Annotated in this window: 11 protein-coding genes and 1 tRNA gene; 6 read left to right on the top strand and 6 right to left on the bottom strand. The window is 64.7% G+C overall.

The annotated features are described in order from the left end of the window. The first annotated feature begins 61 nt into the window (after positions 1-61). The gene (locus tag K9F62_17825; protein UJX40535.1) at positions 62-2431 is read left to right on the top strand and encodes a bacteriohemerythrin; all 2370 of its coding nucleotides are present in this window, start codon (positions 62-64) and stop codon (positions 2429-2431) included. Positions 2432-2637: 206 nt separating this feature from the next. Here the strand turns inward: K9F62_17825 and K9F62_17820 are convergent, their stop codons facing one another. Next, positions 2638-4419 (bottom strand): methyl-accepting chemotaxis protein, encoded by a 1782-nt coding sequence (locus K9F62_17820; protein ID UJX40534.1) that lies wholly within the window; start codon positions 4417-4419, stop codon positions 2638-2640. Positions 4420-4537: 118 nt separating this feature from the next. Between K9F62_17820 and K9F62_17815 the strand changes: the two genes are divergently transcribed. From K9F62_17815 to K9F62_17805, 3 genes are all read left to right on the top strand, one after another. Then, on the top strand, positions 4538-5401 hold the full coding sequence (locus K9F62_17815; GenBank protein UJX40533.1) for an alpha/beta hydrolase: 864 nt from the start codon (positions 4538-4540) through the stop codon (positions 5399-5401). An 82-nt stretch (positions 5402-5483) separates the two neighbouring features. Further along, positions 5484-6035: an AmmeMemoRadiSam system protein A gene (amrA, locus tag K9F62_17810; protein UJX40532.1), complete on the top strand. Its 552-nt coding sequence runs from the start codon at positions 5484-5486 to the stop codon at positions 6033-6035. 244 nt (positions 6036-6279) lie between these two features. Next, positions 6280-9159: a caspase family protein gene (locus K9F62_17805; GenBank protein UJX40531.1), complete on the top strand. Its 2880-nt coding sequence runs from the start codon at positions 6280-6282 to the stop codon at positions 9157-9159. Positions 9160-9239: 80 nt separating this feature from the next. On the opposite strand, the gene K9F62_17800 is transcribed toward K9F62_17805, so the two are convergent. Next, positions 9240-10253 (bottom strand): glycerophosphodiester phosphodiesterase, encoded by a 1014-nt coding sequence (locus tag K9F62_17800; protein ID UJX40530.1) that lies wholly within the window; start codon positions 10251-10253, stop codon positions 9240-9242. Positions 10254-10508: 255 nt separating this feature from the next. Between K9F62_17800 and K9F62_17795 the strand changes: the two genes are divergently transcribed. Beyond that, a complete protein-coding gene (locus K9F62_17795; GenBank protein ID UJX43241.1) occupies positions 10509-11228 on the top strand; it encodes a YrhK family protein in 720 nt (239 codons plus the stop codon). A 161-nt stretch (positions 11229-11389) separates the two neighbouring features. Here K9F62_17795 and K9F62_17790 read toward each other — a convergent pair whose 3' ends face one another. The 4 genes from K9F62_17790 to K9F62_17775 form a co-directional block, all read right to left on the bottom strand. Then, complete coding sequence (locus K9F62_17790; protein ID UJX40529.1) at positions 11390-12154, bottom strand: hypothetical protein; 765 nt, start codon at positions 12152-12154, stop codon at positions 11390-11392. 16 nt (positions 12155-12170) lie between these two features. Next, positions 12171-13193: a Nif3-like dinuclear metal center hexameric protein gene (locus K9F62_17785; protein UJX40528.1), complete on the bottom strand. Its 1023-nt coding sequence runs from the start codon at positions 13191-13193 to the stop codon at positions 12171-12173. Between the two features lie 128 nt (positions 13194-13321). After that, positions 13322-13397: transfer RNA gene (locus K9F62_17780), tRNA-Ile, on the bottom strand. A 103-nt stretch (positions 13398-13500) separates the two neighbouring features. Then, complete coding sequence (locus K9F62_17775; protein ID UJX40527.1) at positions 13501-14400, bottom strand: NAD(P)/FAD-dependent oxidoreductase; 900 nt, start codon at positions 14398-14400, stop codon at positions 13501-13503. Between the two features lie 204 nt (positions 14401-14604). On the opposite strand from K9F62_17775, the gene K9F62_17770 reads away from it, so the two are divergent. After that, on the top strand, positions 14605-17397 hold the full coding sequence (locus K9F62_17770; GenBank protein UJX40526.1) for a PAS domain S-box protein: 2793 nt from the start codon (positions 14605-14607) through the stop codon (positions 17395-17397). Positions 17398-17506 lie beyond the last annotated feature (109 nt).

Genomic DNA, 17506 nt, shown 5'->3' with positions numbered 1-17506 from the left:
GGGCTGAGCCCGGGCTGTATTGCAAGATTTCACCGCTCGCCCGGGCTCAAGGAGCCCTTTCATGAGTATTCGTCTGCAGGTTCTCTGCTCCCTCGCGATCATGTTCCTTTTAAGTTGCGTGATGTTCGGCGCCACCTGGAGCCTGACCGCTTCCCAAAAGGCGGACGGACTCGTCAGCACCCTGGCCGGACGGCAGTGGATGCAGGTCCAGAAAATCGCCAAGGACGCTCTGGCCTATGCCCAGAACGCCAAGTCCGGGAAAGGCAATGCCGCCCTGGCCGAGGATGTGCGTAAGCGCCTGGTCGCCTTCGCAGACGTCCAGAACCTGCTGATAGCCGGCGGCGACTACAACGACGGTAAGGGCTTCCATATCCCCAAGGCCGACCGCGAAACGGCGGCCCTGCTCATGGCCGCCGCCGCGCGCATCAAGCCCTTCGTGGCCGAAGTGGAAACCATGCTGTCCAAGCCTGACAGCACCACGGCCGACAGGCTGGCGGCCGCTGCGGAGGACATGGCGCTCGCCCAGGACAAGGCCGTCGACAGGCTGGAAGAGATCGCCGAGGGCAACGTCACGACATTGATGACGATCCAGGCCAGCGGCATGGCGCTTGGCGCGGTGGTTTTCTTGTCCGTGCTGGTGCTTTTGAGCCGCAGCCTGAATGCCCCGCTGACCCGGCTTCGGGAATACGCCACGGCCGTGGCCCAGGGGAACCTCAAGGCCCGGGCCGCCGGAAACTACCCCCCGGAGCTCTCCGAACTGCGGGACGCCTTGTCCCGCATGGTGGCCTCGCTGGAACAGGAAATGAGCGAGACCCAGAAAAAGGGGCAGGAGTGCGAGCTCCAGGCCGCCGAAACCCATTCGGCCCTCGTGGCGACCCGGGAACAGGAAACCCGCACCAACGAATTGCTTGCCCGCATGCATGAAGCCGCGGCCCAGGCCAGAAGCGTGTCCGAATCCGTCATGGACGAGTCGGCGAGTCTGCTCGAGCAGGCCCAACTCGTGGCCGGCGGCGCCCAGCACCAGCGCGACCGCATGATCGAGACGGCCACGGCCATGGAAGAGATGAACGCCACCGTGCTCGAGGTTGCCCACAACGCCTCCGCGGCGGCGACCAGCGCCGACGAGGCCAAGGGCAAGGCGCTCACAGGGGCCGAGGGCGTGCGCTCCGCCGTCGAGTCCATCGAAGTCATCCGCCAGCGCATCCTGGAACTCAAGGAATCCATGACCCGCCTTGGCCAGCAGGCCGACAGCATCGGTCATATCATGAACGTCATCTCCGACATCGCCGACCAGACGAACCTGCTGGCCTTAAACGCCGCCATCGAGGCCGCTCGGGCCGGCGATGCCGGGCGGGGCTTCGCCGTGGTCGCCGACGAGGTCAGGAAGCTGGCCGAAAAGACCATGACCGCCACCAAGGAGGTGGGAGAGGCCGTGATCTCCATCCAGGGACAGGCCCGCGAGAACATCGCCGCCGTGGAATCCGCCGCCCAGGGCATCGAGGAGAGCACCGCCGCCGCCGCCGCTTCGGGCCGCTTCATGGACGAGATCGTGGGCATCGTTGACGCCACGGCCTCGCAAGTCGCCTCCATCGCCACGGCCTCGGAGGAACAGTCCGCCACCTCCGAAGAGATCAACCGGGCCGTGGAAGAGGTCAACCGCATCGCCGGCGAGACCGCCGACGGCATGGAAACCGCCACCGCCGCCCTGTCCGCCCTGTCCGCCTTGTCCGGCGAACTTGACGACGTCATTCGCCGCATGACCGGCGATACGACCGCGGGCCATCCGAAAAAGGCCGGCGCGCCGCGTGCTGTGGCCGCAAGCCCCAGAGTGCCGTCCCTGCCGTCGAGTCGGCCCGCCGCCAAGTCGCTGCCCGCTCCCCGGCGTCCGGCCGCGGCCAAGGCTCTTCCCCATGCGCCGGCCAAGCCCGCGCCTAAGGCCACGTCCGCGCATCCTGCTCCTGCCCATGCCGCGCCGGCCAAATCCGCATCCGGCAACGGTGGTTCCGTGTCCTGCTCCATCAACGACGCCATCCTCATCTGGGACCAATCCCTGGCCGTCGGCATCCAGGAAATCGACAGCCAGCACCAGAAGCTGGTGCGGATGATCTGCGACCTGCACGAGGCCATGCGCAGCGGAAAGGGCAAGGATCAGGTGGAAAGCATCCTGCGCGAACTCGAGGAATACGCGGTGGAGCATTTCGGTTTCGAGGAAAAGCTCATGGAGCAGTACAAGTATCCGGGCTACCTCAACCACCGCAAGGAGCACGAGAAGTTCGTGGACAAGGTCCTCGCCTTTGGCAAAGACTTCCGGGCCAACAAGGTGGCGCTGACCAACGAGGTCATGAACTTCCTGAAAAACTGGCTCGTCGGCCACATCAAGGGCACCGACCAGAAGTACAGTTCGTTCTTCAACGAACGCGGCGTTCGTTGAGCTTTTGAGAGGTGAGGAAGATGCGAGAGGGGGACCCTTTTTGGAAAAAAGGGTCCCCCTCTCGCGCTCTCCCCTCCCAAAAACTTTTCACGGTGATAGGCGCTCTCATGGTAACGCTCTGTAACCGTTGAAAGTCTTTGGAAGGGGGGCCTGGGGGGAAACCTTTCGTAAGACAAGGTTTCCCCCCATCTCTCATTGCAAAAGGATTATACACTCGGGAGGGCGGGGGAGCCTTCCCGGCGCAGTCCGTCGATCAGCGCGGCGAGTTGCGCCGCCGACTGGGACAGCCGGTCCAGTTCCCCCCGGGCATCGTCCATGCCCTGGGCCGTCTCTTCCGACACGAGACTGATGTCGGCCAGGGCCCGGTTGATCTCGTCCGAGGCGGCGGACTGCTGCTGCGAGGCGTCGGCGATCTGCCGGATTTCCTCGGTGGTGGACTCCATCATGGCAACGATATGGCGCAGGGCGTCTCCGGATTTACCGGCGAGTTCCGTGGTGGCGGCAACGGCATCCACGGCCGTGTCCATGCCGGCCACGTTTTCCCGCACGCCGTCGTTTATGGCCGTGACCACGGCCGCGACCTCACCGGTTGCCTGCATGGTTTTTTCGGCCAACTTCCTGACCTCGTCGGCGACCACGGCGAAGCCTCGCCCGGCATCGCCGGCCCGGGCGGCCTCGATGGCGGCGTTTAAGGCCAGCAGATTCGTCTGGTCGGCGATGTCGGAGATGACGTTCATGATGGCGGCAATGCCCTTGGCCCGCTCGCCCAGTCCGTCGAGGCTGGCCTTGAGCCCGAGGGAGAGCTCCCGGACCCGTTCGATGGAGTGGGAAACCTCTTCGGTGGCGGTGAGCCCCTGCTTTGCCCCTTCCCGGGCGGCCTGGGCGCTTTCCGATGCCCTGCCGGCGTTTTGGGCCACCGCGAGCACGGTGGCGTTGAGTTCCTCCATGGCCGTGGCTGTTTCGGTCGTGCGGTCGTATTGACGCTGGGTGCCACCCGAAACCTGGGCCACGCGGTCGGTCAGGGTGTTGCCGGCCCGGGCCACGACATCGGCCAGGTCTTCCAGGCGGTCGGCCGCTTCGGCCATGCCGGCGAGTCGCGCGTGCTCGGCCTGGCCCATGGCCTGTTCGGCCGCGAGCTTGCTGCGTTCGGCTTCGGCGCTTTTGGCTTCGGCCGCGGCCTTGCCGGCCGCGGCGTCCTCGAACGAGGCCCGCAGTTTCTTGGCCATCTCGGCCATGGCCGACATGACCCCGCAGGTGTGGCCGTTGCGGTTGCAGGCGGCCTGGACGTTGTCGAAGTGTCCGGCGGCCACTTCCCGGGCCAGGGCGGCCACTTCCTCGGGCTCGGCCCCGAGCTGTCTTCCGATGCTTCTGGAAACCAGCCAGGCCGTGACCACGCCGATGGCCAGCGACAGGGCGAGCAGGACGTATTGCAGGGTCAGGTCCGAGGCCAGGGAGTCGACCACGGCGGAAACCTGGGCACCGGCTCTCTTGAACTGTCGCTCTTTGAGCGGATTGATGCGCTTGGCCAGGGCTTCGGTTCGCGCGTCGAAGTCCTGCATCAGCGCGTTGCCGGCCTCGCGGCCGTTTGTGATGTAGGCCTTGGCCATGCGGACGCCGACATCGTTCATGGCCTCGAAATCCTTGGCGATGGCCTCGATTTCCGTCCGCAGGGCGGCGTCGTTTCTTTGGCGTGCCGCTTCCGTGAATTTGGCAACGCCCTTGCGAAACGTGTCCGCCGCCTCTTTGGCCCCGGCGAAGCCGTCTTCTTCGCCGGTTGCCGAAACGTCAGTGAGGAACTGTTGCACGTTCACGGCCATAAATTGCATCCTGGCCGCTTCGTCGGCCAGGGGCAGGCTTTCGGCGTGGATGTTGGTCGCGCGTTCCTTCACGGCGTTCATGGAGAGCGTCATGACCAGCGTTCCGGTGGTCATGGCCGCGAGAACCAGTCCGAAGCCAAGGCCCAATCGGGTCGCGATGGTGAACTTCATGAGGTATTGCCCGCCTGTCGTAGTGTTGCAGCCGCCCACCAGGCTCGCCGTGGGACGACTGGCGGGAGTTCAATATTCCCGTTAGGATTACATGCGCTGGAGGGGGGCGGTCAAGATCATGGGAAAATTCTTTGCTTCGGAGCAACGCGGCGACATGGGGATACGCGAGGTCCTCGTGCCGACGGACGACGCACCGGTTTATGCCCGGGTCCGGATCATTTCCGGCCGAGCCCCGGCCGTGGTCTGTCTGCATGGCCTCGGCGATTCCCATCTGGCCTTCGAGGAGGCCTTCGAGACGCGCTACCTGGCCGGAGCCAGTCTTATCGTTCCGGACATGGCCGGCCATGGAGCCAGCCCCGCCGCCAGGGACTATTCCATGGAGGCCGCGACCGGAAGGGTCCGGGCGGTCCTGAACCACCTGACGTCGGAATACGGCCTGCGTCCGAATCCCCTGTATCTGGTCGGGCATTCCGTGGGCGGCATCCCGGCCATTTATTACTGTCGCGACGCCGCGCCGGGCGAGGTGGCCCATCTGATTCTGGCCGAGGCCTCGGTCACCCGCTTCGGCTCGTTCATTACCGCCCATGCCGAGGCGGCAAGGCTCTCCGGCCGGTTCGACGAATGGTACGACACGTTTCGGGAACAGGTGATTTTTCGCGATTACCTCGGCCGGTTTCCCTTTTGCCGGCATTACTATGCCTCGTTGCGATTTTGCCGCCGGGAGGCCTTTGCCGGTACCGTGATGGCCGTGCGCCGGGAAGCCAAGTCCCTGCCCGGGAAATGGAGCCATGCCGCCGGCGCGGCCTTGGCCGGACTGAAAATGCCCGTCACCTATGCCTACGGCCGGGACCTCGTCCCGGAAACGCTGAACTTTTTGCAGCAGCACGACATCAGGCAGCGTCCGTTTCCGACGGATTGTCATTTTCTCATGCAGGCCACGGCCGGTGAGTTTTACGCCCTGCTCGGGGAATGCTGTCGGTAGGAACGGGCGCTCCCCGACTTGCTCCTTCTGGCGACAGGGCGCAAAAGGGAATGGACAGTGAAGCCGTTTGCCGGAGGAAACCATGGACGCGTTTCATTTTGCCTTGACCGGGGAAGAAAAGGATTATCTCAAGAATTGCGTCAAGATGCGCATCGCCGCGAGGCTGGCCGGCAAAGCGGTCGCCGTGCCTGAACCGCCGACGGACAAGCTGCGCGAGCCCTACGGCGCTTTCGTCACACTCAATCTGCGCGGCCGGCTGCGGGGCTGCATCGGCCATATCGTCGGCGACCTGCCGCTTTTTACGACCATCGCCGCCATGGCCGAGGCGGCGGCCTTCGAGGACCCGCGCTTTCCGCCGCTGACGCGTGAGGAGTTCGAAGCCGTCACCGTGGAAATATCGGTCCTCAGTCCCCTGACGCCTTGTCCGGACCCGAATCTGGTGGAAGTGGGCCGCCATGGGCTGCTCATGCGCCGGGGCGGGCGTTCGGGGCTGCTCCTGCCCCAGGTGCCGGTGGAGTGGGGTTGGGACCGGGAGACGTTTCTGGGCCAGACCTGCCGCAAGGCCGGCATGGAACCCGGTTGCTGGAAGGATCCGGCCACTCAGATATTTTGGTTCGAAGCTGAAGTTTTTTAAAATCCTGGGGGAAATTCTTTCTGAGGAAAGGGTTTCCCCCGGAGCCCCTTTCTCAAGTCTCTTAAGAATAATAGCCTGTTATCCGCACAACCGCCGTACCGGAAAGACGTTGGGAAGGAGAATGTGCGAGAGGGGGGCCTGCCCTTTTGGGCGCGTTTCCCCGGGCGCGCATTCCTGCCTCTTGACGCCGTTTGCGACTAGGACAAGAATGCGCGCCGCCCGTTACGGGGCGAGGAGTGACCGTATGCGCCTTCGCGTCCTGATCCTGACCGCTGTCCTGATCCTTGTCGCCTTCTGCCATGCCACCGCCGCTGGCGCCGGCACACCGCCGGCCGAACCCATACTGCGCATCGAAACCGGCATGCACACGGCGCTCATAAAGCGCATCGCCGTGGATGGCCTCGGCCGCTATCTGGCCACCGCCTCGGATGATAAAACCTGCCGCGTCTGGGACATCAAGACCGGCGAACAGCTGCGCGTGTTGCGCCCGCCCATCGGCCACGGCTACGAGGGCAGGCTTTATAGTGTGGCCATGAGCCCCGACGGCCGCTACGTCTTTTGCGGCGGCTGGACCGGCTATGGCTGGGACAAGACGCACAGCATCTACATCTTCGAGCGTGAGACCGGCCGTTTGGTCAAGCGCCTGACCGGCCTGCCGAGCGTCATCAACCACCTGGCCGTATCCCACGACGGCGCGTACCTGGCCGCGGTCATGGGTGAGGAGGGCGTGCGCGTCTGGCGGCTGTCCGACCTGTCCCTGGTCGGCGGGGACAAGGACTACGGCGGCGAATCCTACGGCGCGGCTTTCGACGGCAAGGGCCATCTGGCCACCACCTGCTACGACGGGGCCATCCGCCTATACAAGGTGACGGACACGAGCCTGTCGCTTGTAGCCAAGACCAGGACCCAGGGCGGAGCGCGTCCCTTTTCCCTGGCCTTTTCCCCGGACGGGACCCAGCTCGCCGTGGGTTTTACCGACACCGCCGCCGTCACGGTCCTTGACGCCGAGACCCTGAACCTGCTCGGCGCGCCGAACCTGACCGGCGTGGACAACGGGAATCTGGCCTCGGTGGCCTTTGCCGCCGACGGGTCGCTTCTGGCCGCCGGGCGCTGGGTCACGGACCACGGCTGTCCGGTGCGGCGTTTCAAGCCCGCCGATTTTGTCGCCTACCAGGACCTGGACACGGGCAAGTCCGCCGTGGTGACCCTTTGCCCCCTGCCCGACGGCGGTCTGGCCTACGGCACCGTGGCCCCGCGCTGGGGCGTGCTGCGCCCGGACGGTACCTTCGGCATGACGCGATCCCCGGCCATTCGCGACTTTCGCGCCTCGGCCAAGCGTTTTTACCTCGACCGCACCGGCGAGACCGTGGCCTATGACGCCACGCCCAAAAAGGGTCTGTACCGTTTCGCCCTGCCCGGTCGCGACCTGCGCCAGATCGAAGCGCCCACGCCCGGCATGGCCGCGCCCCGTACCCAGGCCCCCGGCATCGTGGTCACGGGCTGGGAGGGCGGCCGTACGCCACAGCTCAACGGCAAGGCGCTCCCGCTCAAGGAATTCGAGACGGCTTATTCCCTGGCCATCGCCCCGGACGGCCGGCGGCTCGTGCTCGGCACGTCGTGGAATGTGCGGGCCTATGGCGTAGACGGCCACCCCCTGTGGCAGACCCCGGCCCCGGATACCGTCTGGGCCGTCAACGTCAGCGGTGACGGAAGGGTGGTGGCGGCGGCCATGGGCGACGGTTCCATCCGCTGGTATCGCATGGAGGACGGCCGGGAGATTCTGTCCTATTTCCCCAATGCCGACGGCCGGCGCTGGGTGCTGTGGACGCCGTCCGGCTACTATGACGCGTCTTCCGGCGGCGAGGACATGATCGGCTGGAACGTCAACAACGGCCCGGACCGGGCCGCCGACTTTTTCCCGGCCTCGCGTTTCCGCGACGCCTTCCACCGCCCGGACGTGGTCGACCTGGCCCTGCGCACCCTGGACGAGAACCGGGCCCTGGCCGCCGCCAATGCGGCTCGGGGCGGCGATGTCCGTTCGCCCTCGGTGCTGACCGCCCGGCCGCCGGTGGTGGAAATCCTGTCGCCGTCCGCCGGCTCGGCCTTTAGCAACCCGGACGCGACCGTCAAATTCGCCGTGCGCAGCCCCGGCGGCGAAGCCGTCACGGACGTGCGCATTCTGGTCGACGGCGCGCGCGTGGTCGAGGACCATCCGTCCCTTGGCGGACGCGGCTTCGAACCGAGCGTGTTGCAGTCGAAGGTGACGCTTCCCCGGCGCGACGTGGTGCTCTCCGTCATCGCCGAGAACAAGAACGGTTCCTCGGCCCCGGCCACGGTGCGCCTCAAGTGGGCCGGCAAGGCGGCGGCCCCGGCGGCCCCGGCGGCCAAGCTCTACGTCCTGGCCATCGGCGTGGGAGCCTATGACGACAAGGCCCTGTCCCTGCAATTCCCGGCCAAGGACGCTCAGGATTTCGCCGCCGCCATGGCGTTGCAAAAAGGCCGGCTCTACGGCGACGTGGTCGCCCGCGTGCTCACCGACGGCGCGGCCACCAAGGACGCCGTCCTGAACGGCCTGGACTGGATCGAACGCCAGACCACCCAGCACGACGTGGCCATGATCTTCCTGGCCGGCCACGGCGTGGACGACAAAAACGGCGACTACTACTTCCTGCCGGCCACGGTGGATCTGGAAAAGTTGCGCGCCTCGGGCCTGCCGTTCATGGAGATCCAAAAGACCATCCGCAACATCGCCGGCAAGACGCTCTTCTTCGTCGATACCTGCCACAGCGGTTCCGTCATGGGGCAGACCAAGCGGCGCGGCATGGGCGACATCAACGGCGTCATCAACGAACTGGCCAGCTCCGGCAACGGCGCGGTGGTTTTTGCCGCCTCCACCGGCCGCCAGTACTCCCTGGAAAACCCGGCCTGGCAAAACGGCGCCTTCACCAAGGCCCTGGTCGAAGGGGTCATGGGCAAGGCTGATATCCGCCACACCGGCCGCGTGACGTTCAAGATGCTCGACCTCTACATCTCCGAGCGCGTCAAGGAAATCACCCACGGCGAACAGACCCCGACCACCGGCGTCCCCGGCACGGTCGAGGACTTCCCCATCGCCGCCGATTAAGGCGAAAAGACGATTAGAAAAGAGTGTGCGAGAGGGGAAACCCTTTGAAAAGGGTTCTCCCCTCTCGCGCTCTCCCTTTCCTAAACCTTTTGACCGGGTTGGGGTGGGAAAGCCTGCGGCGGTTGAAAGAAGCTGGCGCGGGCGGTTGCGGCCGTATCCGGAAAATCCGAAAAGACGCCGTCCACGCCCAAGGCGAAGAATTGGCGGTATTCCGCGGACGGGTCGTTGTGATAGGCCGGGGCCAGATAGCGCCCTTCGTTGCGGAAGGTGTAGGGATGGACGAGGAGCCCTGCCGCGTGGGCGTCGGCCACGAGCGCCGTTGGCGCGCCGAGGCTCTTGTCGCTTGCTTCCGGGACGATAAGCCGCTTCCAGGGCCCGATGCCCTGGGCGAAGGCGGCGATGGCGGCCAGCGCGGCCGGGGTGGTCAGGTCGCCGTAGGTGCGCGGATCGCCTGACAGGACGAAGTCGTAGGGCCGCGCCTGCGGTGCTTCGAGCAGGAAAATGAGCGGCACCCCGGTCATCCGACGCAGGTCCTTGAGGTTTTCCATCTCAAAGGACTGGATGTAGACCGGCGCGTCCGGGCCGCTGTAGCCGTTGCGCTCGAGAATCTCCACCAGCCGGCCTTCCAGGGCAAGCCCAATGGAACGGAAATAGGATGGGTGCTTGGTCTCGGGATAGAGGCCGATGCGCCTTCCGGTTTCCCGTTCCTTGCGCCGGACAAGGCCGATGATTTCCTGGAAGGTGGGTACGGGGAAAAGGCCGTTTCGGCTCTGGTCTCGAAACGGCAGGCGTTCCTTGGCCCGCAGGGTCCGCACCTCGGCCAGGGTCAGGTCCTCGACGAAAAAGCCTTCGACCGTCCGGCCGTCGACGACCTTGCGGGTTTTGCGGTCCGGAAACTTGTCGGCCACGTCCGTGGTGCCGCCGATCTCGTTTTCGTGGCGGGCGATGAGCGCGCCGTCCTTGGTGGCCACGAGGTCCGGCTCGACGAAGTCCGCGCCAAGCTCGATGGCCATGGCGTAGGAAGCCAGGGTGTGTTCGGGAAGATGGCCGCAGGCGCCGCGATGGCCGATGATGATCGGTTGGGGGAAGTCCATGACGGCTTCCCTGACATGGACAGTCGGATAAGGGCAAGGGGGCGGACCGTCGGTGGCCGGCACTGCCCGAAGTGCCGGGGCGTCGCCATCCGGGTGGACGCGCGTTTTTTGCCGTGTCAGGGTGCTGCTGTCCACGGACGCACTCGTCCCACAAGGTCTGCGGGAAACAAGACCGCGCCACGCGAGGCTTTGTGCAATCGAAAACTCGACCTGTCCGGTTCAGGGGAGGGATACAGCTTCAAGGGAGGCGACGTCATGCCTCATATGTTTGCCAATCGTATCAGACTGTACGATTTGACCAAAGACAAGGCCAATCTTCAGGCGCAATTTCGCTGGGAAACCTTCAATGCCGTTCTCTACAAACTGGGTGGGTTGGTGTTCATCGCCGGCAGTATACTGTTTTTCCCGAGGTTCGAAGCGTATCAGGACATCGGGGCCTGGATATTTTTCGCCGGATCCCTGCTGTACCTCGTCGTCACGGTCCATGACATCATCGAGGTTTGGCGTCATTGGCATCAGTCCAGGCATCATGGCATATTCGATGTCTTCGAATGGCTGGCCGCTTCCAGTTATTTGTGGGGAACAATCCTTTTTACCGTCGGCAGCATCTTTTTCCTTTCCCGTGTCGGGCTGCCCAAGGCAGGGGCCTGGTGCTTCGTTGTCGGCAGCCTGCTTTTCGTCCTTGGCGCATGCATCAACGTATTGCGGATTGTCTCCTCGAAAAATCTGGTCACGCTGCAACTGATGAACCTCACGGCCGTGAGTTTCGTGATCGGTTCCGTACTTTTTACAGTGGCCTCGATACCCTATTTATGGAACTTCAAGACTGGGCACGACAAGGAGATACTTTTCTCGTTTCTTGCCTGGCAGTATCTCGTGGGAAGTACGTTTTTCTTGTTGGGCGGGGTGTTCAACTATTGGCGCGCGTATGTTTTGCTGCGCCAAGCCACGCTCCATCGCGGCAAAGCGGCCTGAAGCGGCTGCATTTCCAGGCTGCCTGGTCTCCAGACCTCGCCGGCAGTTCTGTGGGAATTGTCGCAGTGAGGCCAGAGGGAAACTTTTTGGGAAAAGGTTCCCTCTGGCCGTCGGAAGCTTCTTTTTGCCCGATTTTATTGCGAATCAGGCTTAACAGGCCGTTACGCTTCGGATTCCGTGGCCGCTTCGGCACCCTCGGGAGCCGGCTCAGGGGCGATGTGGTCGCTCCAGTAGATCAGGCGCTGGCAGTTGGGGCAGCTTAAAATCTGGATGCCCTTTTGCAGTTCGATGAAGGACTGCGGCGGGATGGAGATGTGGCAGCCGGAACAGATGCCGGCCTCGACTGAAACGATGACCGGGTTTTTGAGCCGCGACCGGATGAACTCGTAGCGCTGCAAAATGGGCTTGGGCACGGCCGTGCCGGCTTCGGCCCGGCGCTTGTCGAGCTCGTCGAGTCTGGTCTTGGCCACGGCGATGCGCTCGTCCAGGCTTTGGCGGGCGGCTTGGAGTTCCGTGTCCAGCTCTCCCATGCGTTCCTCGACGGATTTGAGTTCAAGCCCCTGGCGGGCCAGCTCCTCGGCCACGGTGATCTTTTCCTCTTCCCGGCCGCGGTTCTGCTTTTCCAGGTTGTCCATCTCACGCATCATGGCGTGATATTCCTTGGTGTTGCCCACCATCATCATCTTGCTTTTGCTTTTTTTCAGGCGCACGGAGTCGGTCTCGATCTCCGTTTCCAGCCTTTTTTGCTGGTCGCTCAAATACTTGAGCTTGTCGCGGATCACTCCGGCGCTGTCCTCGACTTCCTGGTGGCGTTTTTCCAGTTCGGCAATCTGCAAAGGCGCCTTGTCGAGTTCTTCCTGGAGGATGACGATCTCGTCGTCCACCTTCTGCAAGACCACCAATTGTTCGATTTGTTTCAAGTACATGAGGTTCTCCGAGTGGTTATTCGGTCCGGGAGGGCAGGGCCCCATCCAGGACATGCGCTGAAAAAGGGTCCTTTCCGGAAAAAAAGCGGACAGTCGGGCCGGTCTCGCCCAGGGTCGCGGCCAGATCGTCGGCGAACCGGCGCATCATGACTTCCTCCAGGGAAAAGTGGCCGACATCGACGACACATTTGCCCGGCGGAACGGATTGGGCCTGATGGTATTTGAGGTCGCCGGTGAGGTAGACGTCGGCACCGGCGGCAAAAGCCCTCGGGGCCATGTCAGCGCCCGACCCCGGACAATAAGCCAGGCTGGCGATGACCGGGGGCGGATCGCCGGCAACAATGAAAAAACGTCTGGGCAACAGCGCGGCCAGCCGTGTTTCGAGTTCCGAAAGCGTGGTCGGAGCGGGCAGTTTTCCGACCAGTCCGTAGCCGTAGGCCGCAGCCGGTGCGGCCAGGGCGACCAGGGAGATGAGGGTTGCCTCGGGGCACACGGCCGCCAGGGCCTCTTCCACGCGCTCGCGCTCCCGGGCCGGGAAAACCGCCTCCACCTGTCCGACGCAGGGATGGGCCGTGACGCCGGGGAGGGCGGAAAGGGCCCGGGCGACGTCCTTGCCCGGCGCGGCGCGCCAGCGTGCCTGCCAGTGCGGCTCGGTTCCGGCCGGCTCCAGGATGCGGCGGTCGGTCAGATCGAGCGCGTCGGCCAGCCAGGCGGGCGGCCCGTCCACGGCAGTGTCCAGGGAGGTGTGAGCGGCGTAGAGCCAAGCTTTGGCCCCGAGCACCAGGGCGAGCAGGCGGTGATAGTCGTCCACGCGGTCGGGCAGGCGCGGGGAAAGGGTGAGGGGATGGTGGGTGAGGATGACCTGCGCGCCCCAGGCCAGCGCTTCCCCGACCATGGAAAGCGTGGGGTCCAGGGCCACGGCCAGCTTGTCGCAGTCGGCAAGGGTTCCGGCGATCTGCACGCCGGAGCGGTCCCAACTGGCGGCGCGGGCCGGGACGGCCGTGCGCTCGATAACCCCGATCAGATCGTTAACGCGCATGGCGCATGAAAAAAGGCGCTTTTGGTCCGTGGGACTGGCAAAAGCGCCTTTGTCGCGTCATCCGTGTCGCCGCGACGGCGGGGAAGGCGTTTCCGGGAAGTTTTGCTGGGGTAGCCATGTATCCTTCGTGGTGGGCCCACCAGGATTCGAACCTGGGACCTGCCGGTTATGAGCCGGTGGCTCTACCAACTGAGCTATAGGCCCATGCCGCATTGTGAACTGGTACTTATACGTTTATGCGCTAAGCCCTGTCAAGGGGGATTCCCTTTGTCACCTGCGGCCGGGCGGTGTCCCGCCCGGTCCGGGCTCAGGCCTGGCCGACGCGTTCCTTGATATGGGCGATGGCCGCCCGCCCGGCCTTGGCCCCTTCGCCCACGGCCACGCTGATCTGCATGAAATGCCCCACGCAATCGCCGGCCGCGAACACGCCGGGGATATTGGTCTTTTGCTCGTGGTCCGCCTCCAGGAAGGCCCCCCGGGAGGCCACGCCCAGGGTCTTGGCGAAATCCAGAGCCGAGGCCTGGCCCATGGCCACGAACAGGCCGTCGGCGGCCATTTCCCGGCCGTCTTCCAGCACGGCGGCGGCCATGGCCGGCTCGCCGGAGAGGCGCACGATCTTGTCGGTGGTCACCACGATGCCGGCGGCTTCCAGCTTGGCCGCGAATCCATTGCCCATCGCCGGCTCCTTGCCCTGGGTATAGACAGTGACGTCCTTGGTGAAGTTGGTCAGTTCCAAAGCCTGGTTGGCGGCATAGTTGCCCTCGCCGACCACGAGCACCTTGCGGCCCCGGTAGAAAAAGCCGTCGCAGCTGACGCAATACGAGACGCCCTTGCCCTCGTAGTCGGCGAGGTTGGCGATGCCGGGACGCACCCGGGTGACGCCGGCGGCGATGATCAGGGCCTGGGCTTCGTATTCGTCCTTGTCGGTCTTGGCCTGAAAGGCGCCGTCCTCGGTCATGTGGACGGAAAGCGCGCGTTCGCACACGATGCGCGCGCCGAAGCGCTCCGCCTGGCGCACGCCCCGTTTGATCAGCTCGCGTCCGGAAATGGTCTCGGGAAAGCCGAAATAGTTGTCGATCTCGTAATCGCCAGCGATTTTGGGCTCGCAGCCGGCGACGATGGTATCCATGCCGGCCCGGGCCGTGTAGATGGCGGCGGAAAGTCCGGCGGGGCCCGCGCCGATGATCAGGCACTGGATGCGTTTCATGAACATACCTCCCGAAGCGTGGGTCGGGTCTTTGGGCGGCCCGGCGTGGGTGGCATGATAACCTCAAACCGGCGCGGTGGACAAGGCGTCGGGACTCGGGCGGAGGTCAAGAGGAATCGGGCCTCCCGTTGTCTTCACACGGGAGCTGGGCTAGGGTTAGGCCAGTGGTAAGCGCCGTGTGCCGCGAGACGGGAGGTTTAGGGTATGGAATACTGTGACGCCGACGGTCCGGACGAGGCTTTGCAAGGGCTTGGGCCGCTCTATGTGAAGGCGCCGGTCATGCTCCACTCCGTCGATGCGGCCGGACGCCTGCTCGCCGTCAACGACCGATGGCTGGAAAACCTGGGCTACACCCGCAAGGAGGTCATCGGACGATCCCTTGGCGATTTTCTCACCGAGGCATCCAAAGCCGAATTTGCGCGCAATCTGCCGATGTTCCTGCGCGAGGGACAAATCTCGGAATTTCCCTATACCATGCTGTCCAAAAATGGGCGGACCATTGACATCCTGCTGTCGTCCGTGGGCGAGTACGATGGCGAAGGGAGCTTCGTGCGGTCGCTTGCGGCCATCGAGGACATCACCATGCGGCGCGAGGCCGAGCAGGCTCTGGCCGCCAGCGAGGAGCTGTTCCGCATGGCCTTCGAGAGCGCCAGCGAGGGGCTCTGCATCCTTTCACCCGAGGGTCATTTTTTACGGGTCAACGAGGCCTTTTGCGAGTTTATGGGCTATCCGGCCGAGGTTCTGACAACCATGGAGGTTCTCGAACTGACGCATCCCGACGACCGTGTGAGCAGTACGCGCCTCATGGCCCGGGCCGTCTCCGGGGAAGCCGAACACTTTCGTTTCGAGAAGCGGTATTTCCACGCCTCGGGACGCGTGATATGGGGACGCGTTTCGGCCCGTCTGGTGCGCGATGCCGCCGGCGCGCCGCGATGCATCATTTCCCATGTCCTGGATGTGACCGAGTCCCGGCGCAACTCCGGGCAGATCGCCCTGCACACCAAGACCCTTGAGGTCCTTTTGCGCCTTGGCCGCATGCGCGAGGCCGGGCTGTCCCAACTCGGCACCTATGCCTTGTCCCAGGCCGTGGCCCTGACCGGTAGCGCCGATGGGCTGATCGCCCTGTACGAACCGGTGCGGGAGACCTTTCGGCTCCTGGCCGCCCACCCCGGGGCGCTCTCCGCCTTCGGCATGCCGCCCGGCGCACAGTCCTTCGACCCCCGCAGCATCAAACTGTTTTCCACCGCCTGGCTGTCACGGCAGCCCGTGATGGCCAATACGCCGCCGAGCGCTCCGGATGCGCAGAGCTTGCCCTGGCGCTCCCTGGTCGTGCCGGTGGAGGGCGAGGGCGACAACCGGCTGCTCATCGTGGTCATCGACAAGGACGAGCCCTACGACGAGGCCGACGTGCATCGCCTGATACTGCTTGGCGAAGGGGTGCTCGGGCACGTCAAGGACCGGGCCCGGGAGCGCGACCTGGAGCGGGCCAGGAAGCAGGCCGAGGCGGCAAGTCAGGCCAAAAGCGGCTTTCTGGCCAACATGAGCCACGAGATACGCACCCCGCTGTCGGGCATCATCGGTCTGACCCAGATGACGCTGAGCCAAAGTCCCAGGCCGGAGGTCCGCGAACACCTGGAACTCATTCTCGATTCCTCGCGGTCCCTGCTCGCCATCGTCAACGATATCCTGGACTTTTCCAAGATCGAAGCCGGCAAGATGGAATTTTCGCCGGTGGATTTCGACCTGCGCGAGATACTCGACCGGACCATGAAGCCGTTTCATTTTTCGTCCCGGCAAAAGGGGCTACGCCTTTCCTCGCGCATCTCCCCGGGGGTGCCGGAGGTGCTCCACGGCGACCCGGACAGGATCATGCAGGTGGTGCGCAACCTCGTCGGCAATGCGCTGAAGTTTACGGACCAGGGCGAGATTGCCGTGGCGTTTCGGTTGTTGCGGCCCGGGGACCCCATGCTGGTCGAATGCGCGGTGCGCGACACGGGCATCGGTATTCCGGAGGACCGTCTTCCCGAACTCTTCCAGGTTTTTTCGCAGCTGGAGTCGTCGCGGACCAAGCGTTACGGCGGCACGGGACTGGGGCTGGCCATCAGCCGGCGGCTGGTGGAGATGATGGGCGGCACCATCGGGGTCCGCAGCCGTCCCGGGCAGGGCAGCATTTTTTCCTTTACCGTTTCGCTGCGGCCCGCCCAGGAGGAATGCTCCGACAGCGGCGGGTCGCGGTCCGAAGCCTCGAGCGGCGGCTTTGCCGGGCTTACGGTGCTTCTGGCCGAGGACAACCAGGTCAACCGGCTTTTTCTCAAGCATTTCCTGAGCGAAGCCGGTTGCGAGGTGCGGCTGGCCGGATCGGGCGGGGAGGCTCTGGCCCAGTTGCAAAACGGGCCGGTCGATCTGGTGCTCATGGACATCCAGATGCCGGAGATGGACGGGACCGAGGCGACCCGGCGCATCCGGGACGGCGAGGCGGGCGAGGCGAACAAGGGCCTGCCGGTGGTGGCGCTTACCGCCTACAGCATGAAAGGGGACCGGGAGCGGTTTCTTTCGGCCGGGCTCGACGATTACGTGTCCAAGCCGGTGGACGTGGACGAACTTTTCATGGTCATGCGCCGGGTGCTGGACCGGCGGGGAGGGCTGCCGGCCCAGCTCATCGCTTCGGACTCGCCCATGGACATGGCCTATTACGAGGAGCGGGGCAAAAGCACTTTTGCCCGGGAAATCTGCCGCATGTTTCTGGACGAAAGCCCGCGGACCGAGGCGTCCCTGGCCGCGGCGATCCGGACCGGGGATTGGCAGCGGGCCGGGGAGGCCGCCCATGCCCTGCTTGGCATGTCCGTCCCCCTGCGGGCGGGAGGGCTGGTCGACCGGGCGCGACGGTTGCAGGAAGTCTGTCTGGCCGGTGATGCCGCCGGCTGTCGCGAGGCCGGCAGGTACATCCTCGACGAGCTGGAAAAGGTGCGGGCCGCCATCCGCGACATGTTGCAGTGACGCCGGTGTCGATCCCGAGGGACGCATAAGCCGTTCCCCCTTTTGCCCAACGATCCCCGGTAAAAAGTTTCGGAAAGGGAGAGCGCGAGAGGGGAGAACCCTTTTCAAA

This window comes from Desulfovibrio sp. JY, assembly GCA_021730285.1.
Lineage (GTDB): Bacteria > Desulfobacterota > Desulfovibrionia > Desulfovibrionales > Desulfovibrionaceae > Solidesulfovibrio.
This window is presented reverse-complemented; position numbering and strand designations above follow the sequence as displayed.

Bases quoted from the DNA above. Each gene is read 5' to 3' on its own strand.
- K9F62_17825 (UJX40535.1), top strand. From the start codon at position 62: ATGAGTATTCGTCTGCAGGTTCTCTGCTCCCTCGCGATCATGTTCCTT.
- K9F62_17820 (UJX40534.1), bottom strand. From the start codon at position 4,419: ATGAAGTTCACCATCGCGACCCGATTGGGCCTTGGCTTCGGACTGGTT.
- K9F62_17815 (UJX40533.1), top strand. From the start codon at position 4,538: ATGGGAAAATTCTTTGCTTCGGAGCAACGCGGCGACATGGGGATACGC.
- amrA (UJX40532.1), top strand. From the start codon at position 5,484: ATGGACGCGTTTCATTTTGCCTTGACCGGGGAAGAAAAGGATTATCTC.
- K9F62_17805 (UJX40531.1), top strand. From the start codon at position 6,280: ATGCGCCTTCGCGTCCTGATCCTGACCGCTGTCCTGATCCTTGTCGCC.
- K9F62_17800 (UJX40530.1), bottom strand. From the start codon at position 10,253: ATGGACTTCCCCCAACCGATCATCATCGGCCATCGCGGCGCCTGCGGC.
- K9F62_17795 (UJX43241.1), top strand. From the start codon at position 10,509: ATGCCTCATATGTTTGCCAATCGTATCAGACTGTACGATTTGACCAAA.
- K9F62_17790 (UJX40529.1), bottom strand. From the start codon at position 12,154: ATGTACTTGAAACAAATCGAACAATTGGTGGTCTTGCAGAAGGTGGAC.
- K9F62_17785 (UJX40528.1), bottom strand. From the start codon at position 13,193: ATGCGCGTTAACGATCTGATCGGGGTTATCGAGCGCACGGCCGTCCCG.
- K9F62_17775 (UJX40527.1), bottom strand. From the start codon at position 14,400: ATGAAACGCATCCAGTGCCTGATCATCGGCGCGGGCCCCGCCGGACTT.
- K9F62_17770 (UJX40526.1), top strand. From the start codon at position 14,605: ATGGAATACTGTGACGCCGACGGTCCGGACGAGGCTTTGCAAGGGCTT.